Below are 21,934 nucleotides of genomic sequence, written 5' to 3'. Positions count from 1 at the left end.
GACCAAGAAGTCCTGACACGCGCGACCCCGCGCGTGTCACACACACCGCCGGTCAGGGTCTGCGAGCCTTTTCTTTGCCCCACTTTCTTTTGGCGAAAAGAAAGTGGGAACCACCGCGCGTCAGCGCGGAAAAGCCCTGCGCCAGCAGTGCTGGCATGGTGGGTGGATGGAGAACACAAGTCGGCTCAGGAGACGACGCGCACCTCGGTGGCTGCGCCCGCCTTCTCATCGGTGGGATCGCGCACGATGTAGAAACTCACGGCCTGGCCGAGCAGCTCATCGCTGAAGTCCACCCCCTGTCCGAGATCCGAGAAGTGGAAAAAGTAGTCGTAGCCGGCGTCGGAGGTGACAAAGCCAAAGCCTTTGTCCAGCTTCAGCGTTTTCACGTGGCCGAAGGTCAGTTCCCCCGCCTCCACGGCGCGATCCCGCTCGTCCACGTAACTGGAGGCCTGGGCTTCGCGCTGTTCCTCGAAGCGGGAGCGGCAGTCGTCGCAGAAGAAGCGCTGGCCTGGACGCGGATAGTAGGTGGTCCAGGTCATGCGATCGCCGGCGTGGTCCGGACCCTGGCACTCCAGCATGTGGGGCTGGCGGACCAGTTGGATGGCGGCCACCATCTCGTCCATCCAGATCGTGTCGAAATCGGCGACCTGGGTGCGGTCCTCCGGGGTGGCGAACTCCGGCGTGCAGGCGTTCTGGATGCTGACGATGGCGGTGCGGCGGCCCATGCGGCGGATGGCGCGGATGGCCGGCTTGTAATCACGGTCCCCGATGAGGAAGATGAAGACGTCGCAGGCGTCCATGTAGCAGTGGTGCAGGGCCGAGGCGGCCAGGCTGATGGCGCCCTGGGACTCCCGCGGATGGAAGGGATCGCCCGGATCACGGTCGCTGCGGCGGATGCGCCTTCCCTTGAAGTTGACCGGGTAGGTCTCCACGTGATAGTAGGACTCCTCCCGCAGGCGCAGGTAGAAATCCCGCTGGCGCAGGGACAGGGTCTCGTCCAGCGGGTCCACCTTGACGGGGTAGGCGCCGAACACGAAGCCGCGCACGAACTCGTAGGAGACGCCGGGGGTCTGCTCCCTCAGCTCCGAGATGATGACGTGGGGCAGCTTGAGGAAATCGACCTGGTAGTTGCGGTCCTCGGTGTAGTTGAGCAGCCGGGACATGTTCTGGTAGAGCCAGGTTCCATCCACAAAAAGCATGACGCGCGCCATAAGATCCTCCTTACCATGCCGTGATGTCGAATGCCCCGGGGGGCCATGTAGTCGCGTGATCGGGTGGTCGTATCGATACCTGACACCGATGCCATGACGGTGGGCGAAGGTACTAAGTTGTCCCGGCCATCACCAGGAGGAGCCTCATGAGTGAACCTGCCACCACCCTGCTGTTCGGCCTGGACAAGCTGGACATGCTGCTGAAGATGTACACGCGGGACTTCAACGAGGCGCACTGGAAGGCGCGTCCGGGCGGGGAATTGCACAGCGGACACTGGATCCTGGCCCACCTGGCGCTCAGCCTGAACCAGGAGACGGGCCGGGAGATCGTCTTTGGGACGGAACTGGACAAGGCCCTGGACTACGGCGCCCCTGTCGAAGAGCGGCCCGAGGACTGGCCCGACCCCGACACCCTGCTCCTGCGCCATGAGGAGGGCTTGGCCGCCCTGCGCGCCCTGTGGATGGGCCGCGGCCAGGAGGAATGGCAGGCTCCCGTGGGGGAGAACCGGCTGGGCATCGCCAACCAGGCCCAGTCCGCCATGTTCGTGCTCGTCCACGCCCTGTATCACGTGGGCCAGCTGGGGGCGATCCGCCGTCTGCTGGGGCTCAAGGGCGTGGTCTGACGGCTCTGTGCAGGGAAGGACCCCCTTCCCGGCCTTCCCCCTGGCAGGGGGAAGGGGACTGCGCCGGTCAGCATGAACCCCCATCCCGGCCTTCCCCCTGGGAGGGGGAAGGGGTCACAGTCCGGCCGGCGGATTGCCGCAGGTCTGGCGCGTCCACTCCAACAGCAACGAGGCGGCGGCGGCGGGCACCCGCAACTGGACCCACTGCAGATCGTTGGGCACACGCAGGGGCAAGTTCACCTGGCTGGCCATCCCCTGCCAGGCATCCCACTCCACCAGCGAGACATCGTCGAACCAGGCGGTGGAGGCCGCGGCGGACGCCGTCAGGCCCAGCCGCAACTGGTAGAAGTTCGCCCCCGTGGGCGGGCTGAGATCCTGCCAGACGCGGGTCCACTCCGCCGTGCCGCTGACGGTGGGCAGGGTGGCCGAGCTCAACAGGTTGGAGCTGCGCGTGTTGTAGTAGCGGATCTGCAGGTCGGCGCTGGAGGCGTTCTGCGTGCGCAGCCAGCCGAGCAGGCTCCACGAGGCGACCAGATCCAGCGGGGCGCGCACCGTGTAGTAGACGTAGTTGCTGGCCCCGCCGCTCTCGGTGATGCGCAGGGAGCGGGCCCCGCGCCGCGCCATGTCCGTGACGAAGCCCTCCTGCGCCGAATTGATGTCCCACAGCCCGGCGCCCTCGTCCTCCATGTTGCCCCACCAGCACTGGTCGCGCCCCAGACGGATCTGGGCGCCCGTGGCCGCGCTGAGCAGGCGCAGCTGGGCCAGCTCGCCCTCGCCGGAGAGGCGCAGGGGCGGACTGGTGTACCAGCCGGAGCGCAGTTCCAGGGGCAGCGTCTCCTCGCCGGTGGCGGTCGTGAACTGCAGGGCCAGGGTGTCGAGGGCGATCCAGGCCTTGCCCGCGCCAGGCTGTTCCAGCACCCAGGTATGGAAGGGCCGCGAGATGCGGGCCACGTGGTCCAGCAGGAGCGTGGCCGTCTCGCCGCGGCAGACGCGCGGCTTGTAGTTCTCGATGAAGACGGGCGTCACCCAGGCCGATTGCAGGGCCTGGCCGTCGTCCGCCACTCCCAGCAGCACGCTGGGCATCGTCTCCTGGTAGCTCAGGTCCATCACGAGGTTGCCCAGGCTGTGGGCGATCAATCCGTCGTGATAGACCTCGAAGCCCTGCACGATGTGGGGATGGTGGGTGATGACGAGGCGGGCCCCCAGATCCACCGCCTCGCGGCGCAGGGCGCGCTCCGTCTGGTCGGGCAGAAGTTCGCGGGCGAAGAGGCCGCGCTCCTCGGGATTGTGGGGCAGGCCCTCCTCGGCCTGGAGGGCGGCCCCGTCCACGGGAGGCAGCGCCGGGCGGTCCTCACCCGTGGCTTCCAGCACCTGCGTCATGCTGCCGCTGGGTTGGGTCGAGTACTCGTTGCCGGAATGGACCTGGAGGACGACGAGATCGAAGGCGTCGGTCAGGGCGGGCAGCACGGCCTGCATGTCGCCGCGGCTCCACAGGGAGAAGCCGGGTCGCGAGAGGCCGGCGTCCAGGTAGGGCTGGGCGTTGTTGTAGTTGCCCGTGCGGTCGCAGAAGGCGGCCACGCCGATGCCCAGTCCGTCGGCGGAGAGCAAGGAAGGCCGCCGGGCGCGGATGGAGTTCAGGCCGGATCCGGTCCAGGGCAGGCCATGGCCGTCAAGGAGGGCCATCGTCTCCAGCATGCCGCCCTCCATGTAGTCGAAGACATGGTTGTTGGCCAGGCTGACCTGGTCCACCCCGGCGTTGATCACGCCGATCAGGTTCTGGGGCTGGCTCTTGAAGGCGATGCTCTTGGTGGGATGGCGGGTTGTGGCCGTGGTATAGGGGCATTCCAGATTGACCAGGGCAAGGTCCACGGCCTGCAGCTCGGCGCGGATGGAGTCGAAGATGGCGTCCACGCCCTGGGTGGGAATGATGCCTCCCGCCGCCTCGTAGGCGCGGGCCGTCATCACGTCGCCACCGAAGGCCAGCGTCACCCGCCGCGGCGACCCGCCCCCCTCCACCACCGCCGAGGCGGCGTCCCAGCGCCCATCGGCGGATTCCACCAGCAGGGAGATGCGATGGTCGCGGGCGGCCAGCAGGTTGACCGTCAGGTCGTCGCCGGCGAGGCGGCGGCCGTCCCCCAGGCTCCAGGTCTGGCTTTGCCCCTCCAGCGCCTGGGCATTCCTCAACCGCACCTGCAGCGAGTCCCCGGTCTGGCCCAGCACATCGGCCAGCGGGGCGGACACGGGCGCGGCGGCGGCGGGGTCCACGCGGCGCAGATTGTCGAACCAGACCTGGCCGGCGGCCGTGTCGCTCTCGTTGGCCCACAGCACGCGGCAAAGGCGCGGCAGGTAGCCGAACTTGCCCTGCCAGTCCTGGCCCAGCGGCAGCAGGGCCTCCACCCACTGGTCCTGCGGGAACCAGCCCTGGTAGCAGCTCACCTCGATCTGCCCGGACTGGCCGGGGGTGTCGCCGTAGCCGCCGCGCTGTCCCCACAGCACGTACCACATCACGTTGACGCTGTCGGCGAAGCCGATCATCTGCCGGTCGGCCACGCCGGAGACGCGCGTCGCCACGCTCCAGGTCTCGCCGAAGTCCAGCCGCGGTCCGCCCAGCCACTGCGCCTTGACCGTGTTGCCGAAGAGGCGCAGGCTGGCCTGCCCTTCCGCCGCTTGCTGGAAATCCTGTTCCCAGTCCTCGGGGGCCAGATCCTCACCCGGCCAGGAGTGAAGGGGTGGCATCCACTCGAAGGTCTCGATGGGCGTCTCCACGGGCAAGGGCGGGCCGTCCACCGCCTGCACCCGGAAGAAGCGGCTCGGCTCGCCGGCCAGCAACTGCCAGTTCCAGGCGGGGGCCAGGGCGGTGCCCAGGTTCGTGGAATCGGTGAAGTCGGCCTGCGTGGCGCTTTGCACGCGCCAGGCCGTCTGGTCCCAGGCCGGCTTCCAGCGAAGCAGGGCCTGGTTCTGGTTGGTGGTGGCCTGCAGGATGATGGGGGCCTGGCAGGCTTCCTGGGCGTGCAGCCCGATGGCAGTCAGCAACCCGACAAGGAGGAGGATGAGCAGGTGCGGCATGATCAGCGATTGTCGCCCTTGGGCGCGGCGGGCCGCCAGAGCGGCAAGTCTCCAAATTGGGCGCGCAAGGCCTCGTCGCAGGCGGCCTGGATCTCGTCGGCGTCGCCCAGGCCCATCACGCGGTCGGTGAAGGTCCGGCAGTCCTCCAGGCGAAGGGAGCGGACCAGCAGCTTGATCTCCGGCAGGATGACCGGGCTGACCGACAACTCGTCCAGCCCCAGTCCCAACAGCAGCATGAGCGCGGCCGGATCCCCGGCCAGCTCGCCGCAGCAGCCCACCCAGATTCCCGCCCGCCGGGCCGCTTCCACGGTCATGCGGATGCCGCGCAGGACGGCCGGGTGCATGCTGCGGTAGAGGTGGGCCACGTTGTGGTTGTTGCGGTCGACCGCCAGAGTATACTGGGTGAGGTCGTTGGTTCCAATGGAAAAGAAGTCGACGAGCGAGGCCAGCTGATCCGCCACCAGCACGGCGGATGGCACCTCGATCATGATTCCCGTCTTCATCTCGCGGTTCCAGGGCAGGCCCTCGGCGTCCAGCTCCGCCTTCACCTGCGCCAGGACGGCCAGGGCCCGGCGCAGCTCCTCCCGGCCGCTGATCATGGGGAACATGAGTTGGACGTTCCCCTCCACCGAGGCCCGCAGGATGGCCCGCAGCTGGGTGCGGAACATGCGCGGGCGGTCCAGGCTGACGCGGATGGCCCGCCACCCCAGGAAGGGGTTGGCCTCGCGGGGGAACTGCATGCCGCCCGGCTGCTTGTCGCCGCCCAGATCGAAGGTGCGGATGATGACGCGCTGGGGGTGGACGGCGCGGGCCGCCTTGCGGTACTCGCGGAACTGGGTCTCCTCGCCGGGCATGGTCTCCGCCGCCAGGAAGAGGTACTCGCTGCGGAACAGGCCGATCCCGTCCCCGCCCACCGCGGCCAGCCCGCCCAGCTCGGTGGGCAGCTCGATGTTGGCCGACAGCTCGATCTCATGGCCGTCGAGGGTGCGGGCCCGCTCCCCGCGCAGCTGGTCCAGGTCGCGCTGGAAGGTGGCGAAAGTGCGGCGGCGCACGGAATAGTCCAGCATGGCGGCCTGCCCGGGCTCCACCAGGACATGGCCGGCATGGCCGTCCAGGATGCAGACGTCGCCGTCTTTCACCTGCTCCAGGGCGCCGCTCACCCCCACGATGGCGGGCACGCCCACGCTGCGGCAGAGGATGGCCGTGTGGCTGGTCTGGCTGCCCTTCTCCGTGATGAGGCCGATCACGCGTTTGGTGTCCAGGCAGGCCGCTTCCGAGGGGCTGAGGTCGTCGGCCACCAGGATGTGCGGTCCCAGCGGCTCCGCGCGGCGGCCGACGCGGGCGTTCTGGATCGTCTCGATCAGGCGCCGTCCCACGTCCTCAAGGTCGCTCAGACGCTGGCGGAAGAACTCGTCCTTGACGTCGCGGAAGGCGGTCTGGATCTCGCTCATGGCGGTGAGGAGGGCGAAGTCCGCGTTGACGCGCTCCTGGGTGATCAACTCGCGGGCCCGCCCCGTGAGCATGGGATCCTCGAGGATGAGCAGGTGGGCCTCGAAGATGTTGGCGGAGTCGGCGCCCAGGCGGTGGCGCACTTGCTTGGAAACCTTCTGGATGCTCTTCCGCGACTTCTCGATGGCCTTCTCAAAGGAGCGCAGCTCCGCCTCGACCTGGTTCTCGGCCAGGGGCCGCGGCCGGACCATCATGCGCCGGCGGGCGTGCAGGCGGGCCTCGCCGATGACGATGCCGGGGCTGACGCCGATCCCCTCGATGCGGTGCTCGCGCATGATGTCCCCTGCTGTTGTGGGCCGGCGGCGCCAGCAGCCTGTCGGACTTGGCCACTTGGCGGTCGTCGCATGGCTTAGGCCATGCTTCCTGCCGAAGCTTCGCTTCGGCCAAGCCCAATCCGCTTGCGGATTGGGCCCAATCAGTCCACTAATCTTCGTGGAAGCGGTCGGCGAAGAGCTGCTCGATCTCGCGCAGAAGATCCTCGGCCCCCTCGCCCTCGGCCTCGAGGCGCACGGTGGAGCCCTGCTCGGCGGCCAGCATGAGCACGCCCATGATCGATTTGGCGTTGATGCGGTGGCCGTCCTTCACCAGGAAGAGCTCGGCCCGGTAGCGCGAGGCGATTTTGACGATGTGCTGGGCCGGCCGGGCATGGATGCCCAGCTCGTTGATGACTTGCAGGTCGCGGGTCAGCATGTCCTCCCCATTCCCATCCCTTCAGGCAACATGTCACAGGGTCCAGGCGGCCAGGAGTGCCACCAGAAGCAGGGGAAGCGTCCAGGACCTGGCCGGCAGCTGCCAGCTGGCCAGGGCAACCACGAAAAAGAGGCCGGTGCCCGCCTGGTCGCCGGCGCCGGCGGCCCAGGGCAAGGCCATGGGCAGGGCCAGACCGGCCGCCAGGGCCAGGGCGGTGGAGCTGCCCGCCACCAGCGGGTGGGAGGCCAGGGCGCGAATGGCGGCCGACACGCCCAGTCCCAGGCGGTGGCCCTCCCGCAGGGCGCGCCAGCGCCAGGCGAGGTGGGCCCAGTTGTAGGCCGCGGTGGCCAGCAGCGCGGCTCCCACCCCCAGCGCGAGCAGGAGGCTTCCACCCGGATGGCGGGCGGCCGGCAGCAGGGCCAGCACGGCCAGCACACCGCTCAACGGCTTCAACCCCGCCCAGAACAAGCGGTCACCCACGGCCCCCAGGGGCGGAATGGCCGCCCGCTTGAGCCGGGCCAGGGCCTCGCCCTGTCCCTCTTCCTCCAGGCGGGCGGCGGCGCCCAGCAAGTAGCCGCAAAGGTAAGGATGGGCATTGTAGAACTCGAAGGCGCGCCCCAAGGCCTGGCGCCGGGCGGCCTCCGCCCGGGGCAGGGCGGGCAACTGGGCCCAAAGGAAGCCCAGGTGCTGCATGCCGCGGTAGTTCCAGGCGCCCTGGATGAGCATGCTGCGCAGGAAGATGCGCAGGATCGGGAAGGGGCCGGGGGCGTTCATGGCAGGATCCCGCCCAGCCAGGCCAAGGCCAGACCGATGGCAGCGCCCGACCAAAGAAATCGGCTGCCCCGGCGTCCGCCGACATGGCGCCAGAGACCTCCCAGGGCCACGGCCAGGAGGGCCCAGGGCAAGGGCAGGAGGCCGGCCAGGCGACCGGCGGCGAGGCGGCCCGCCAGCGGCTCCAGCCAGGCGCCAAGGACGGGAAGCGCCAGCAGCATCAGGGTCGAGGCAAGTCCGGCGAGCAGTACGGTCTGTCCCATCACCGCCCCCATCAAGCGGCCGCAGCGGGGAGCATTCCCGGCGAGCACCGCCCCTTGGAAAAGCGGACGCCAGAGTCTCCCGTTGAGGCGGCGCTGCGCCTCCGTCAACCAGGGTGCGATCCAGCACAGGGGGAGGGCGAGGAGGAGGGCGAGGAGCATCCCCTCCTCCGCCGGCAGGCGGGCGAGGAAGGGCTGCGGTCCCAGACCCAGGGACAAGAGGCTCCAGGCTCCGGCCAGCCCCGGTTCGGGCGGCAGGGAGCTGCCCATGGGCAGGCTGCGCACGGCCAGCAGCTCCAGCACGAGACCGAGCCAGAGGCCGGCAAGGGGGAAGCCGCAGGCCAGCCCGAGGAGGGGCAGCAGCAGGACAGGCCGGCCGAGCAGGAATTGCCCCACAGGCCAGGAATCCAAATAGAGCAGGATGCAGATGAGGAGGGCGAGGGAGAGGGTCATGAGGCTCCCCTCAATGGGTCCGGTGCAGGATCCATTGGGCGTAGCGCTCCAGCTCGATCCGGTGCTCGGGGGGGAGGACTTCGGCCAGGGCCGCGCGGGCCTGGGCGGCCAGCTGCTCCACATCCCGGCGTCCCGCCTCCGGCACGCCGCCGGCCAGCAGCAGGGGGCGGATCTCGCCCACCCCCGCGGCGCCGCCTTGCAGCACTTCCTCCAGGCGCCGGGCGGCCGGCCCGGTCAGCAGTTCGCGGCCCTTGAGGGTGGAATAGGTCACCTTGCGCATGGCCAGATCCGAGCCCACGGCTTTGCCCAGCTCCTCCGTCGACGAGAAGTAGTCGAGCAGGTCGTCCTGGATCTGGAAGGCCTTGCCCAGGCAGGCGCCGAAGTGTTCGAGCGCCGCCACCTGCCCCTCGTCGCCATCACCGGCCAGCGCCCCGATGCGGGCGGACATGCTGATGAGGCGGCCCGTCTTGCGGGCGATCATGTCCTCGTAGTCGCCCAGCGTCACGTCCAGGCGACCCTCGAACTCCTTGTCCAGGGCCTGTCCCTCGCAGACCTCCACCACGGCGTCGGTGAAGGTGCGGATCATCTCGCCCATGCGCTGGCCATCCTGGCGGCTGAGGCAGCGGTAGGCGAGGCCGATGAGGGCGTCGCCGGCGAGGATGGCCGTCCCTTCGTCCCAGCGGGCATGGATGGTGGGGTGCCCGCGCCGCATGTCGTCCCGGTCCATGATGTCGTCATGCACCAGGGTGAAGGTGTGGAGCAGCTCCACCGCCGCGGCCAGGTCCAGGATGGACCCTTCGGCCGCGCCCAGGCTGCGCGCCGAGAGCAGCACGAGCAGGGGCCGCACGCGTTTGCCGCCGACCCGCATGACATAGCGGATGGGATCGTAGAGGGAGGCCGGGTAGGGACAGGAATCGACCACCGCCTCGATGTGCCGGTCGATGGCTTCGCGCAGGTCTTGGAAAGGCGCGCTCACACGGGCTCAGCCTTCGATGGGGTCGCTGAACGCCTTCTCGATGAGCGTGGCCATGGACTTGAGCTTGACGGGCTTGACCAGGTAGGTGTAGCCGTCGTTCTCGATGGTGCGCAGGATGGTCTCGGACGAGGGGAAACCGGTGATGACGATGACGCGGACGGCCGGATCCAGCTGGCGGATGCGCTCCAGCAGGGTCATGCCGTCCATCCGGGGCATCTTGATGTCGGTGATCACCAAGTCGATGGATCGCTCCTGAAACACCTGGAGGGCCATCTGACCATCGGTCGCCGTATAGGCCTTGTGGCCGATCTCCGCCACCAGGTTGGCCAGGATGTCGCACTGGTCCGCGTTGTCATCGACGATCAGGATATTCCGGCTGTCGCTCACGATCACCTCCACTGGCCACATGCCGTGCTGAATAAGCTGAAGAGGACGCGATTATGCAACAACAGGATGGCGCCCGCAAGGCCGGGCCGAAGGCCCGGCAGAACGGGCCAAGGGCCCGGAACAGCGGGGGCGCGACCTGGATCATCGGCGTGGGCGGCGTGGCGATGGGGGCGCTGGCCATCTGCCTCCGGCGGATGGGCCAGACCGTGGGCGGCTCGGACCAGGGAATCTATCCGCCCATGTCCGACATGCTGCGCGAGGCGGGCGTGACGTGGGAGGAGGGCTATGCCCGGGGTCGCGTCCGGGCTTGGCGGGAGCGGCATCCGGAGCTGCGCGTGGTGGTGGGCAACGCCATACCGCGGGGCAATCCGGAGTTGGAGGAGGCCCTGGCCCTGGGCTGTCCCCTCACCTCGCTGCCGGAGGTGCTTCGCCACGAGTTCCTGCCCGGCGCCAGATCCGTCGTGATCAGCGGCACCCACGGCAAGACGACCACGGCCAACCTGGCGGCCTGGCTGCTGGAGCAGCTGGGGCTGCAGCCCGGCTGGTTCATCGGGGGACGGCCGGGGGGGCTGGGGGAGAGCCTGCGCCCCATCGGGGCGGAAGGAGCACCCTTTGTCAGCGAGGGCGACGAGTACGACAGCGTCTTCTACGACAAGCGCAGCAAGTTTTTCCACTATTGGCCGCGCGTGCTGGTGATCAATCATGTGGAATTCGACCACGCCGACATCTTCAGCGACCTGGAAGCCATCCGCACCGCCTTCCGCCGCCTGGTCAACCAAGTGCCGGAGAACGGGCTGGTCTTGCTGAACGCGGAGAGCGACGAGGCCGTCGCGGCGGCGGCCCGCGGTCTGGCCCCTTTGGTGGGTTTCGGCGCGTCAGCGGACAGCGCCTACCGCCTTCTCGGCGAGGAAGCGCTGCCCACCGGCAGTCTCTTCCGCTTCGCCCTGCCCGAAGATCCCGCCTGGGTGCGAGATCTGGCCAAGTCAAATGCGGCCACAAGCGAGCCGATGGACAACTTGGCCACTCGCTGCGCAACACTGTTTCCGGGGAGTGACGCGGCGCGTCTGTCCCGGGGACAGGCGGCGGCGCTTGGCCGGGCGAGCCTGCGACAGCCCGATCGCATGATGGAGGTGTCGGTCAGATCCCCACTGGGCGGCGCCTACAATGGCCGCAACATTCTGGCGGCCCTGGCCGTGGTGGACAGCTGCGGCGGCGACCGGCGGCGGGCGCTGGAGCTGCTGCAGGACTTCAAAGGCCCGGCCCGACGGATGGACGGCTACACCTGCAAGGATGGCTTGTTGCTCTATGACGATTTCGGGCACCATCCCACGGCGGTGCGGGAGGCGCTCGCCGCCTTGCGGCACAAGCACCCGGACCGGATGATCACGGCGCTGGTCGAGCCCCGCTCCAACACCAGCGTGCGCAATGTGATGCAGGAGGCCTGGATGGATAGCCTTTCGGGAGCCGACGCCGTGGTGATGGGCGGCCTGCATCGACCCTGGAAGTATGAGCGGACCGAACTTTTCGATTTCGCCGCCACGCGGCGAAACCTGGGTGAGCGGGGCGTTGCCTTCCTCCAGGAGGACGACCCGGCCCGCATCGCCGACATGCTGCGAACCCTGCTTTCGGGTCAATGCCCCGAGAGCGGCTGGGAGCGCCTGGCCGCCCTCCCGCCGGAGCGCCATTTATGGGTCATTTTCAGCAACGGATCCTTCGGCGGGCTGCGGCAGCGGCTGCTGGAGGATTGGAAAGGCATGCCTGCGGCCTGATCTGGCGACCGGCCCTACCAGGATGAGATCAGCTGCTGAAGTTCCGCCCGAAGCTGTTGTGGATCCCAGCAGACATGGAACTGCCACATCCCCAACTGGCCGAAGTGGTTGACTGCTGACACCCATCTTTGGGCTGCTTGGTGCTTCGCCTCCGTCTCTTCATGTGGCAGGCCCTTGATCTCTAAGATGAACATCCTGCCATCAGGCAGTCGAACCAGAAAATCCGGTTCGTAACTGCGTGGATGTCCATACCAGTCGTAGGGGATCTGGAACTCCAAGTGGTCATTCCGCGCATAGCACTGGATCCACCCGCCAATTGCCAAGGCCTCCAACTGGGCCGTTGCCGCCTGCTCCCAGGTCCTGGTGTCACAGGCGACGAAATTGATGTGGCTGGCGACCGTTGCCACCACGGGCTTGACGGTCTTGAAATGGACCTGCGCGGTGCTGCCCAATGGCCGGTACCGGTTCAAACGGGGAAGAAGAGGTGTCTCGCCAGCGGATTCATCAGGTTCGATGGCAGCCACCAGCAAGGAGGTGATCCCCAAGACATACTCTTCCAGGCCGACTTCGCAAGGATGCATGCCGTTGTATCGAACCCGGCGGGCCAGATACTGTTCGACAATGTTCAGCACTTGTGGAAAGAGGGCAGCACGCCCAATGCGGCTGCAGGCCTTTGATCCATCGGAGGACGAGGTCGTCAGTTGATACACGATCCCCCTGGCAATCTCGAATGCGATGGTCTGGGGATGCATGGAGCCATAGTAGGCGTGACGATCCCGGCCTTCGAACCCGAAGCCGCCGTACTGCCCAGGATAGCCAACCTGATATCCCACTTGCGGCCGTACGAAAGCCTCCTTGACCATGCGATTGGGATCCAATGTTGTGGTCTCGACCCGATCCACGTCGCAGCGAATGACGTGTCGCCGCAAGTCGACGACGTATCCCTCCACATTCGGGAAGCGGATCTCAAAGGTTGCCCGCTCCGGTAGGGCCAATACTTCGTGCCGTGGCCGGTCCTCCTGGGGCGCCCCCGTTCCTGGCTGGCGGCCCTTGAAGGGGATCAGGGAAAAGGGCACGCCAAAGATGTCCACGTACTCGGGTGTCAGAAGACCCGTGGCAGGATCCGGCTCATAGTCCATCCGCCGCAGGCCACGCCCCACCACCTGCTCGCACAGAAGCTGGCTGCGGAAGGCACGCAAGCCCAGGATGTGCGTCACATTGTTGGCGTCCCAACCTTCGCTGAGCATGTTCACGCTGATCACGCAGCGGACCTTCTCCCCCGGTTCGCCGAGGCGACCCACGGTGGAGACGACACGCCGCAGCGCTTCGGCCGCTTCTTTGCGCGTGGCATCCACCTTGTCGCTCTCGGCCTGGGACAACAGCTCCGTGTCAATCCGGATCGTCACATCCACGCCTGGACGGTTCCAGAACTCCGCGAAGCCTTTCAGTCCCGCACTGTACGCCTTGATGTGCTTTGACCGCTTCTTCCGGCGGGCCTTACCATGATCCTCCTCATCTTCCAGATCATCTTCATCCGCCTCATTCTTCCGCTTCACCAGACTCTCCCCGGAAATGACGCGGAAGAACTCCTGTGCGATCTGGGTGTTGTCGCAGACGATGATCAGCACGGGTGGCGTGCGATCCTGGCCGGGAGCGGCTCCCAGGATCTGCTCGTGCCGCTCCCGCCACTCGCCCGCCAAGGTCAGCAAGGCGTCCTCCGCCTTGCGATAGACCACCTCGGGTTTGGGTTTGCCGCCCGTGAAGCGCTCGCCGGCCTTCAGGTCGCGGGTGATGTGGTCCCACAGATGGAAGTACTTGGGATCGGGCCGACCGGTGTTGTCCATCGCCGGCAAGCGGGGGATCTTGGTGATGCCGCTCTCGATGGCATCCACCAGGCTGAAATCGCTGACGATCCAGGGGAAGGGTGAACCCTCCGGATAACCACTGCCTTTGATGTAGAAGGGTGTGGCGGAGAGATCCACACAGAAGGCGATGCCGCAGGCGGCCTGGATGCGATCCAACCCCGCCACCCAGACCGTGGCCTCCTCGCGGTCGGCCCGCTCGTCCGCAGTCAGATCCGCATCATCCGGAACAGGCGCCGGGCGGTAGGCATGATGGCCTTCGTCGTTGAGCACCAGCAAGGGCTCGTCGTCCCACAGGTCGCCCAAGCGGTTGCGGGCGAAGGCCTCGGGAGTCTCCTGGCCCAGGCGCTTGATCGCCACACCGCCGACTTTCTGCTCCTCCGGTGTTTCGTTGAACAGGTGCCAGTTGGTCACCAGCACCTGCCCCTTGGCGAGATCCTCGCGTAGGTTGGCCGGCACCAGATCGAACTTCTCGTAGTAGTTGCCCGGGTCCGACCAGGACAGCACGGCCAGACGCTCGCGGATGGTCAGGTTGGGGCAGACCACCAGCACGCGACGGGGATAGCGAGGATCACCGGGTTTCGCTCCCCGATTGCAGAAGGCCCAGGCGATCACCATGGCCATCACGACGGTCTTGCCGCTGCCCGTGGCCATCTTGCAAGCGTGGCGGACCAGGTCCTTGGCGCTGGCTTCGTGGGGGCGGTCGATCAATTTGGGGTGCTGGGCCACACGGGCACGCCAATTGTCAGGGCGCGGATTCACTCCTCGGCACAGTTTCTCGTAGTCGGCCTGGGTGATCCGCGTGTTCCAACGGGGCTTGCGCCCTTGATCGAGGATCTCCCGCAGGTAGATGACCGTCTCCACCGCCTCCACCTGGCAGAAGAAGAGCCGACGGCCGCGGTCCTCGCGCCACCAGTGCCGCAGCAGTTTCTTGGTGGTCTCGGAGGCGCCCTCCCAGCCCGACTGCCTCCAACGGCGCACGTCGTCACGCAAGGCGTTCACCAAAGGAAGATCGTCCCGCTCCTCCTCGGCCAGCAGATCCATCTGGGCGGAGCCCGTGCGCTCCGTCTTGAACCAATAGCTCGCCGGTCGGCGTCCCGGACGCTGGGAGGGAATGCCCGTGGCCGTGTCGTAGAACCAGTGCTGGTCCGGCTCCCGGTAGGGCGAGCAGAGGATGGGCTGGGCGACGGGCTGGATGGGCAGGGGCAGTTCGTCAGCCTTGGCCATGGGATACCTCGCCGAGGAAAGAGATGGGCTGGCGGCCGCATCGGCGGAGCAGCCGCTCCACCTCCATCACCAGCTTGCGGAAGGAGCGGGAGCGTTGCGCCGCCACTCGCAAATCGATGAGGTTGGTAAGTCTCACCTGGTCGAATGGCTCGTGGTAGCGGATGCCCAAGCCACGCGCAACCCGACCCTTGGCATCACGTGGAACATCCGGATCATTCATCAGGCGAGCCCGGTCGCCCGTTTCGGTCATGGTCTCCCAGGATGCCAGAAACCAGGCTTCGTACTCACGATTGGCCATCACCAGGCCGCTTCTGACATCCGGCGCCACATCCCGCAGCCATTCGGTGATGCGGGGTCCTTCTACCGCAGGGCAGTCATCATCGGCATCCAGCAGCAACAAGACGCCCTCGACATCCTTGATCCTGCGCGCCAGATCCATCGTCGCCCGCAAGCCATCCCTGCCGGCCAATCGATCCCTCGTGCGACGCACGGCGGTGCCGATCTGGACATCGAAAACCTGCATCTCCCACACCAGGCGACGCAGTAACAGCGGCACGGCTAGTGCCTCGCCTTCCCCTTCGACAAAGGCCAGGATCATGGCCTGACCTCCGTGAAGAGGTCGAAGGGCGGCGGCGGCCCTTCATGGACCGCTGCCGGCCGTACTTCCGGGCGCAGCGCATAGGACCGGAAAAGCTCACCAGCGCCCATGATGTGGTCGCGCATCACGCTTCGTGCGGCCTCGCCCACTTCCAGCACTACGGACCTGCCACCTTCGGACACCACCAGGCGCAGGTTTTCGGGTTCCAGCCACTTGATGTCCAGCAGGTCGGGACTGTGGGTGGTCACCACCACCTGGGTGTCCGTGGTGAAGGAGCGCGCCAAATCAAGGATCGAGTGCAGCGCGCTTGGATGCAGCGTGGTCTCCGGCTCCTCGAGCGCCAGCAGGGTTGGCCGAGGTTTCTGCAGGAAGGCCACCAGGATGCCCAGGGCGCGCAGGGTGCCGTCGGACATGGCCGAAGCCGGATGTGTCACGGAGCGGTCGCCCGATGCCGCGTCCGCGCCGCTTGTCGACTTCTGCCGGAACTCCAGGCTGATTCGGTCGCCCCACCGTCTCGCGTCCACCCGGGTCACTTCCGGGATCACGGTGCGGAGCAGATCGAGCAGGCGTCCTTTACCGCCCTCCTTCGAGGAAAGATGGCCCAGCATCGTCGCCACGTTTCCGCCATCCGGCCTCAGAACCTGTCCGGAGTCCACCTGTTGTGACTTCTGGATCTCCGCCGGAAGAATGGAATAGACACGGAGGCCTTTGAGCAGGGCCGCCACGGGAGCCAACTGCGGCGTGCCGGAAAGCAACGGCATCAGCAGGTCGCGCGGCTCCACGGTCGGGGCGATGCCCGGCAGGTTGGTGCTGAACCGGGCCTTTCCGCGGTCAAAGTGGACGGAGGCCGAAGGATGGACAAGGCGACAGCTCTCCCGCGTCACTTCGAAATCACGTCCCTTCAAGGCCCGCAACTCGAACGCATACCAGCCCCTGGTCAACGGATCCTGGCCGATCTGGAAATCCAGACGCAACCCCGTGGAGGCAGGTCGAAGGCTTGTGTTCGAGCGGAAGCACACCACATTCAAGCCGCCCTGGTTCTCGATGACGCTTTCCAGGGGCTGCGACATGCAGTCGCTGATAAAACGCAGGGCCTTGAGGATGTTGCTCTTGCCCGCGCCGTTCTTGCCAACGAGAAAAAGCGGATTGTGGAAGTCGATCTCCGCCTGCTCCAGGCTGCGGAAGCGCAGCAGGGAGAGGCGGCGGATGGGCAGATAGTCCGAGATCATGGCCGCGCTCCTTCGTCCGGCATCTCCACCACGCGCAGGCCCTCGTTGCCGCGCGGATCGATGACCTTCACCGCCACGCGCCAACGTTCGCCGGGCTTGTGGCGCGCCGGGCGCGGTACGGGCAGGCTTCGGAAGCCGCGCAAGGCCGCAAAGGCGCTTTGCTCCACGGCGCCCACGTCGCCCAGGGCTTTGGCCAGCCGGTCCCACTTGGTGTGGTCGGGAAAAAAGGCCTGGCTGATGCAGAAGGTGCGGCCGTCGTAGTCGCCGTCCAGGAACCAGGCGGCGATGCGCTCCCGGCTGGTGGGATGGAGCGTGTTCCCCACCGGGTCGTAGACATCCATGCCTTCCACCTCAAGCACGAACTGACCGTCGCCCTGTCGTTCGGGCGCCTTCACCCGCGGCGCGCTGAAGACGGTGAAGATCTGGCTGCCGGGTTGGGTCTTAAGCAGGTCGTCCATGGCCACGTCGGGTCGGATGAGCGCCATGTGCAGACGCAGGTGGGGATGCTGGGCCTGCTCGATGGCGTCCTGGGCGGCGGCATCGAAGCCGAAGGCGGCGAAGACCAGCTCGTCGTGGCCGCGCCGGCTGGCCTGGCGCACCACCTCCTCCACCTGCCAGGCGCTGAGGTTGCCCATCGCGGGGCCGATGCTGACAGCCACTCGACGGGTGCCGCCGTCCGTGCTCCACTCGCCCTCGGCGTGCAGCAGGCCGGCCTCGCTGAGCGGCTCCAGGCCCAGGAAGCGCTGGTTGTGGTTGCCGGGGAAGTCCACGCCGCTGGCCTTGAGCAGGCGCAGCATCTTGTGCAGGTGGGCCTCCGCGTTGACGGCCGCGCCCAGGCCGGCTGCGCCGGCGAAAGTCTCCAGCTCCCCGTCCGGCGCGCCGCCGATGGGGCTGTCCGGTCCTTCCTCGCGGGCGATGACGCCCTCCACCGTGAAGGGGCCGGCCACCCGCACCACGCCGCCGACGGGATCCGGCTTGTCCACCAGTTCCTCCAGCGGGGCATTGGCCTCGATGCAGCGGTTCACCTCGTCCATCTTGGCGCGCCAGGCGGCGCGGTAGGCGGCCAGCGCCCGGGCCAGCGGCGCGGGCCAGTCCGGGTCGGTGTCATAGGGGACCTCCCACTCCCGCCAGGCGCTGTCCGGTAGTTGCCAGCGGCGGCGGTCAGCCTCGCTGATGGCGCGCTTGCCCTCCTTCTTCTGCTTCTCCAGCAGCTTGGTGGCCAGGGTGCGGCGCAGCTCGGGCGTCACCTTCGCCAAGGCGGCGTTCAACTCCGCAAGATGCGCCGCCAGGATGGGCTCGTGGCGGGCGAAGATGGGGTCCAGGGAGCTGTTGCGGGCGATGCTCTTCAGGGTGATGTGGGAGACGGTCTTGCACTGGAAGGTGAAGCGTGAAGTCGGTGGTGAACCCCCATCCCGGCCTTCCCCCTGGGAGGGGGAAGGAGCCGGAAGCCAGGCACCCTTGGGGTTGCGCTCCAGGTCCTCCGCGCTGAGGGGGCGTAGCTTGTACATGGCGTACTTGGCGGTGAGCAGGCGCTGGCGGGCCAGGGCCAGGGCCACGCGGCTGGTGTCGCAGGTGATCCAGCGCCGCCCCCACTGCTCCGCCACGAAGGCCGTGGTGCCGCTGCCGCAGGTGGGATCCAACACCAGATCACCAGGGTCGGTGGTCATGAGCAGGCAACGCTCGATGACTCGATTGTTGGTCTGCACGATGTAGACTCGATCTGGCGCGCCACCCACATCCGTCCAAAGCGAATGTTGAGCATAGGCCGAGAAATCTGAGAGTCGCCTCAAGTAGCGATGCGTGTTTTCCTGAGCCATGACACGCTCCGCTCCGATCAGACGGCGCATGCCCTCCTCGTTGGTCTTCCAGCGGTTCTTCTCATTCGGCGTGAACTCCTTTCCGTCAACCGAGACAGGAAACCAACACGCCGCCCCTTCTCCTTTATCACGACCAATGCTGGCTGAAGTAAGATTGTCTGCTGTGAAGAGATCTGCGCCCTTGGGCAGTCGCTCTCCGTTCTCGTACTGTCGTCTTTCTCCGGAAGGCAGGAACACGTTGCGGTAGTGATCCGCACCTTCACCACTTGGCTGCTTCTCGTTGTATACAGGGCGGTACTTGGTCTTCGTCGCATCCTTCGCGTACCACAGCAACGTGTCCGAGACGATCGGTATGTAGGTGTTGGTCGCCGATGTGGTTTTCTGGAATTGGATCGAGGCGACATAGTTCTCAGTGCGGAACACCTCATCCATCACCAGCCGCACCCGGTGCAGGTTCTCGTCGCTGATTTGGACAAAGATGCTGCCCGTCTCCGCCAGCAGCTCCCGCGCCAGGATCAGGCGGTCGCGCAGGTAGGCCAGGTAGCTGTGGATGCCCAGGGTCCAGGTGTCGCGGTAGGCCTTGACCATCTCCGGCTCGCGGGTCAGGTCCTGCACGCGGTCCTTCACGTCGCGCTGGCCCAGGCTGGGCTGGAAGTTGCTCTTGAAGGAGATGCCGTAGGGCGGGTCCAGGTAGATCATCTGCACCTTGCCGGCCAGGTTCTCCCGCCTGGCCAAGCTGGCCATCACCTGCAGGCTGTCCCCCAGGATCAGGCGGTTGGCCCAGTCCACCTCGTGCTGGTAGAACTGCACGGCCTGGGCGTAGCTCTGCTGCGGGTCGGCGAAGAGGTCGCGCTGCACGTCCTCCCGCGCCAGCACCTTGAGGATGGCCTGGGTGGAGACCCGTTCGTGGATGTGCAGGGCCACGGGGTCGGTCACGAACCAGGGCGCCTCGCGCTTGCCGCTCCACTCCAGCCAGGGCTCGTGACGGCGCAGGGCCTCCGCCAGCAGCCGCGCCTCCTCTTCCGTCAGGGCGCGCTGGCAGGCAGTCTCCAGCAGCTCGGGCAGGCGGTCGGTCTTCAGCGGATCATCGCTGGTGCGCAGTGCGGGTGACAAGTGCGGATTGTACTCATGGCGCAGCGGCGGCAGCGGCGCGATGGAGCCCGCCCCTTCCAGCCCGGCCGGCGGATTGTTGGCCCGGGTGGCCGTGTGCCGCAGGGCGTCGACGCGCCCCTTCGCTTCGCTCCCTGGAGAGGCTTTCTTGCGGGGCATGGGTGGTTCTCGCGCCTAGTGTGAGTGGCGCCTTGAAGGTAGAAATGGACAGCGATTGGGCGAAGGTCCTGGCGGACTGAAGGACGTGCAATTCGCCATCGCCAGCGAAGCGGGATCCCGCCACGCCGCCCACAGCAGCCGCCAGCAGGAGGGCCGCGGCCTTGATCAACAGCCGGCGCAGCTTGCGCCAGCGCACGCGCAAGAGGACTTGCTCAGGGGCGCTCCGGCTGCCGCAGCCACACCTGCGCCGTCAGCGCCTCCAAGCGGAACTCCGCCGGCCCCTCCAGCTCCCGGCTCCAGACCGCCCCTTCCAGCGCGTTGCGCCAACTGCCCGGCGCCAGGTCAAGCGTGACGACCGCCTCCCCCGCTCCCCGGTTGAACAACACGACGGCTCGTCGCCCGTCCAGCGTCCGCTCATAGCCCAGCAGGCCCCGCGGGTCATCGAGCAGGATCCAGCGCCGCTCCCCCGCGGAGAACAGGTCCGGATCCGACGCGCGGAGGGCGGCGAGGCGGGCCAGGAAATCACGATGCGCCGTGTCCGCCACCACGGGCGTGGGCGTCACCAGACCTTGGGAAAGACCGTCCCCGAAGGGTCGGACGGACTCCGCCTCGTAGGCGTAGTCCGGCCACACAATGGGCTTGCGGTTGTCCGGGTCGTCGGCCCCCCACATGAGGAACTCGTCGCCATTCCAGATGTGCGGCGCTCCATGCCACGTGTATTGCAGCACGCGGATGAGGCGGATGACCGCCACATCCTCCCCGCTGGGTGGCCCCAGCCGGGTGGCGCTGTTCTCGCGCGGATTGACCTGGTGCTTGTAGCGGCCGCGGTTGGCCACGCAGCTGGCCAGGCGGGGCGTGTCGTGGCTGGCGCAGAGGTTCATCATGGCCCGTCGGCGGTCGTCGGCCATGCCCGCGTAGAGCGAGTCCAGGTGGGCGGCCAGTCCCGTCGCCGTCAGCCAGGGGGGCGTCTGGGCGAAGAAGCTGCGCACGGGCATGTACCAGTGGTAATGCATGACGGCGTCGAAGGCCTCGAGCCAGGGTTTGGGGTCCATCATGTCGAGGGGCCAGCGCTCCCACCAGATCTCCCCCACCAGCAGGGCCTGTGGATTGATGCGCTTCACCTCGTCGCGATAGCGCAACCAGAAGCCCAAGGGCACCTGCTCGGCCACGTCCAGGCGGATGCCGTCCACGCCATCGGCGGGGTCGCCATCCCCGTCGGGATCCAGCCAGCGGCGGGTGACGGCCAGCACGTGCGCCGCCACCCCCTCGTCGAGGGTGCAGTCCCGGCACAGGCCGCCGCGCCTTCCCCCGGGCTGCTCCGTTTGCCGCACGACGGGCAGCTCGCGGATGCCCGCCCAGCCCTCCCAGTCGAACTCGTCGGCCGCGGTGGCGGGGTCGTCCCAGCTCCGCACCTGGTACCACGAGGCGAAGGGTGAGGCCGCGCCGCGCGTCCGCAGATCCTGGAAGGCCCAGAACTCCGTCCCGGTGTGGTTCCAGGAGAAGTCCAGGATGAGGCGCATGCCCCGGCCATGCAGCTCCCGGATGAGCTTGAGCAGGAGTTTGTCGGCGGCCGTCCACTTCCAGGTGGCAGGGTCGGCCGGATCCTCCAGGACAGCGAGGATCTCGTCCCCGCCGGGATCGGGTCCGAAACAGCGGTCCACGTGATGCCAGGCGCGGGCGTCATACTTGTGCAGGCTGGGGGCGTCGTTGACGGGATTCAGGTAGAGGGCGGTCACCCCCAGGGCCTGCAGGTCGTCCAGGCGGTCCAGCACGCCCTGGAGGTCACCCCCATAGCGCCGGTGATGGACCCAGGTGTAGAAATCGCCATCCTCGGGCCTCACCCAGGGATCGGGCCGGTACCAGTCCCAGCCCCAGGGCGTGGTGCTCCAGGCGGGCGGCTTGCCGTGCGGCCAGGCTCCCTGGGCGTCACGGATGACGGGATCGTTGCCCGGATCGCCGTTCCAGAAGCGTTCGACAAAGACCTGGTACCAGACGGCATCGTGGGACCAGGCGGGAGCGGGCGGATCGGCCGCCGACAGGATGGCGGGAAAACAGATCAGGCAAAGGCACAGGGAGCGCGTCATGGGAATCTCCTGCTGCTGCAGGCGGTCTTCCGCGCACCGCCCGGACCCAGCATGGCAAAGACCGGCCGCAGGCTCAAACAGAAAAGCGGGCGGTTCCGCCAGACCGCCCGCAAAATGCAGCTCGACGGCGCGT

Annotated in this window: 15 protein-coding genes; 2 read left to right on the top strand and 13 right to left on the bottom strand. The window is 67.5% G+C overall.

What is annotated here, in order from left to right:
* Positions 1–185 precede the first annotated feature (185 nt).
* On the bottom strand, positions 186–1,211 hold the full coding sequence (locus Q8O14_03220; protein MDP2359752.1) for a cold shock domain-containing protein: 1,026 nt from the start codon (positions 1,209–1,211) through the stop codon (positions 186–188).
* Positions 1,212–1,357: 146 nt separating this feature from the next.
* On the opposite strand from Q8O14_03220, the gene Q8O14_03215 reads away from it, so the two are divergent.
* Entirely contained in the window at positions 1,358–1,834 is a 477-nt protein-coding gene (locus Q8O14_03215) for a DinB family protein (GenBank protein ID MDP2359751.1), read from the top strand.
* 114 nt (positions 1,835–1,948) lie between these two features.
* Here the strand turns inward: Q8O14_03215 and Q8O14_03210 are convergent, their stop codons facing one another.
* The 7 genes from Q8O14_03210 to Q8O14_03180 all read right to left on the bottom strand — a co-directional run bounded on the left by Q8O14_03210 (position 1,949) and on the right by Q8O14_03180 (position 9,946).
* Positions 1,949–4,900 carry a CapA family protein gene (locus Q8O14_03210; GenBank protein ID MDP2359750.1) on the bottom strand — a complete coding sequence of 984 codons (2,952 nt, stop codon included), beginning with the start codon at positions 4,898–4,900 and terminating at the stop codon, positions 1,949–1,951.
* A 2-nt stretch (positions 4,901–4,902) separates the two neighbouring features.
* Positions 4,903–6,684: a phosphoenolpyruvate--protein phosphotransferase gene (ptsP, locus tag Q8O14_03205; protein ID MDP2359749.1), complete on the bottom strand. Its 1,782-nt coding sequence runs from the start codon at positions 6,682–6,684 to the stop codon at positions 4,903–4,905.
* 148 nt (positions 6,685–6,832) lie between these two features.
* Positions 6,833–7,099, bottom strand: a complete 267-nt coding sequence (locus Q8O14_03200) for an HPr family phosphocarrier protein (GenBank protein ID MDP2359748.1) — start codon at positions 7,097–7,099, stop codon at positions 6,833–6,835.
* 33 nt (positions 7,100–7,132) lie between these two features.
* A complete protein-coding gene (locus Q8O14_03195) occupies positions 7,133–7,873 on the bottom strand; it encodes a PTS system mannose/fructose/sorbose family transporter subunit IID (protein ID MDP2359747.1) in 741 nt (246 codons plus the stop codon).
* Entirely contained in the window at positions 7,870–8,583 is a 714-nt protein-coding gene (locus tag Q8O14_03190) for a PTS sugar transporter subunit IIC (protein MDP2359746.1), read from the bottom strand. The genes Q8O14_03195 and Q8O14_03190 overlap by 4 nt, the downstream gene beginning before the upstream one ends.
* 10 nt (positions 8,584–8,593) lie before the next feature.
* A complete protein-coding gene (locus Q8O14_03185; protein ID MDP2359745.1) occupies positions 8,594–9,559 on the bottom strand; it encodes a polyprenyl synthetase family protein in 966 nt (321 codons plus the stop codon).
* Positions 9,560–9,565: 6 nt separating this feature from the next.
* On the bottom strand, positions 9,566–9,946 hold the full coding sequence (locus Q8O14_03180) for a response regulator (protein MDP2359744.1): 381 nt from the start codon (positions 9,944–9,946) through the stop codon (positions 9,566–9,568).
* 53 nt (positions 9,947–9,999) lie between these two features.
* Here Q8O14_03180 and Q8O14_03175 point away from each other — a divergent pair, with 53 nt between their 5' ends.
* Positions 10,000–11,715 carry a Mur ligase family protein gene (locus Q8O14_03175; GenBank protein ID MDP2359743.1) on the top strand — a complete coding sequence of 572 codons (1,716 nt, stop codon included), beginning with the start codon at positions 10,000–10,002 and terminating at the stop codon, positions 11,713–11,715.
* A gap of 14 nt (positions 11,716–11,729) precedes the next feature.
* Here the strand turns inward: Q8O14_03175 and Q8O14_03170 are convergent, their stop codons facing one another.
* From Q8O14_03170 to Q8O14_03150, 5 genes are all read right to left on the bottom strand, one after another.
* The gene (locus Q8O14_03170; GenBank protein MDP2359742.1) at positions 11,730–14,804 is read right to left on the bottom strand and encodes a DEAD/DEAH box helicase family protein; all 3,075 of its coding nucleotides are present in this window, start codon (positions 14,802–14,804) and stop codon (positions 11,730–11,732) included.
* Positions 14,791–15,402, bottom strand: coding sequence for a DUF4276 family protein (locus Q8O14_03165; GenBank protein MDP2359741.1), 612 nt, complete (start codon positions 15,400–15,402; stop codon positions 14,791–14,793). Before Q8O14_03165 ends, Q8O14_03170 begins: the two co-directional genes overlap by 14 nt.
* A complete protein-coding gene (locus Q8O14_03160) occupies positions 15,399–16,631 on the bottom strand; it encodes an AAA family ATPase (protein MDP2359740.1) in 1,233 nt (410 codons plus the stop codon). Before Q8O14_03160 ends, Q8O14_03165 begins: the two co-directional genes overlap by 4 nt.
* A complete protein-coding gene (locus Q8O14_03155) occupies positions 16,628–19,717 on the bottom strand; it encodes a site-specific DNA-methyltransferase (GenBank protein MDP2359739.1) in 3,090 nt (1,029 codons plus the stop codon). Before Q8O14_03155 ends, Q8O14_03160 begins: the two co-directional genes overlap by 4 nt.
* 212 nt (positions 19,718–19,929) lie before the next feature.
* Complete coding sequence (locus Q8O14_03150; GenBank protein ID MDP2359738.1) at positions 19,930–21,801, bottom strand: alpha-amylase family glycosyl hydrolase; 1,872 nt, start codon at positions 21,799–21,801, stop codon at positions 19,930–19,932.
* Positions 21,802–21,934: the final 133 nt, after the last annotated feature.

The sequence above is a fragment of the bacterium genome, assembly GCA_030685015.1.
Lineage (GTDB): Bacteria > CAIWAD01 > CAIWAD01 > CAIWAD01 > CAIWAD01 > CAIWAD01.
This window is presented reverse-complemented; position numbering and strand designations above follow the sequence as displayed.

Bases quoted from the DNA above. Each gene is read 5' to 3' on its own strand.
- Q8O14_03195 (MDP2359747.1), bottom strand. From the start codon at position 7,873: ATGAACGCCCCCGGCCCCTTCCCGATCCTGCGCATCTTCCTGCGCAGC.
- Q8O14_03210 (MDP2359750.1), bottom strand. From the start codon at position 4,900: ATGCCGCACCTGCTCATCCTCCTCCTTGTCGGGTTGCTGACTGCCATC.
- Q8O14_03190 (MDP2359746.1), bottom strand. From the start codon at position 8,583: ATGACCCTCTCCCTCGCCCTCCTCATCTGCATCCTGCTCTATTTGGAT.
- Q8O14_03165 (MDP2359741.1), bottom strand. From the start codon at position 15,402: ATGATCCTGGCCTTTGTCGAAGGGGAAGGCGAGGCACTAGCCGTGCCG.
- Q8O14_03215 (MDP2359751.1), top strand. From the start codon at position 1,358: ATGAGTGAACCTGCCACCACCCTGCTGTTCGGCCTGGACAAGCTGGAC.
- ptsP (MDP2359749.1), bottom strand. From the start codon at position 6,684: ATGCGCGAGCACCGCATCGAGGGGATCGGCGTCAGCCCCGGCATCGTC.
- Q8O14_03175 (MDP2359743.1), top strand. From the start codon at position 10,000: ATGCAACAACAGGATGGCGCCCGCAAGGCCGGGCCGAAGGCCCGGCAG.
- Q8O14_03150 (MDP2359738.1), bottom strand. From the start codon at position 21,801: ATGACGCGCTCCCTGTGCCTTTGCCTGATCTGTTTTCCCGCCATCCTG.
- Q8O14_03160 (MDP2359740.1), bottom strand. From the start codon at position 16,631: ATGATCTCGGACTATCTGCCCATCCGCCGCCTCTCCCTGCTGCGCTTC.
- Q8O14_03200 (MDP2359748.1), bottom strand. From the start codon at position 7,099: ATGCTGACCCGCGACCTGCAAGTCATCAACGAGCTGGGCATCCATGCC.
- Q8O14_03155 (MDP2359739.1), bottom strand. From the start codon at position 19,717: ATGCCCCGCAAGAAAGCCTCTCCAGGGAGCGAAGCGAAGGGGCGCGTC.
- Q8O14_03170 (MDP2359742.1), bottom strand. From the start codon at position 14,804: ATGGCCAAGGCTGACGAACTGCCCCTGCCCATCCAGCCCGTCGCCCAG.
- Q8O14_03220 (MDP2359752.1), bottom strand. From the start codon at position 1,211: ATGGCGCGCGTCATGCTTTTTGTGGATGGAACCTGGCTCTACCAGAAC.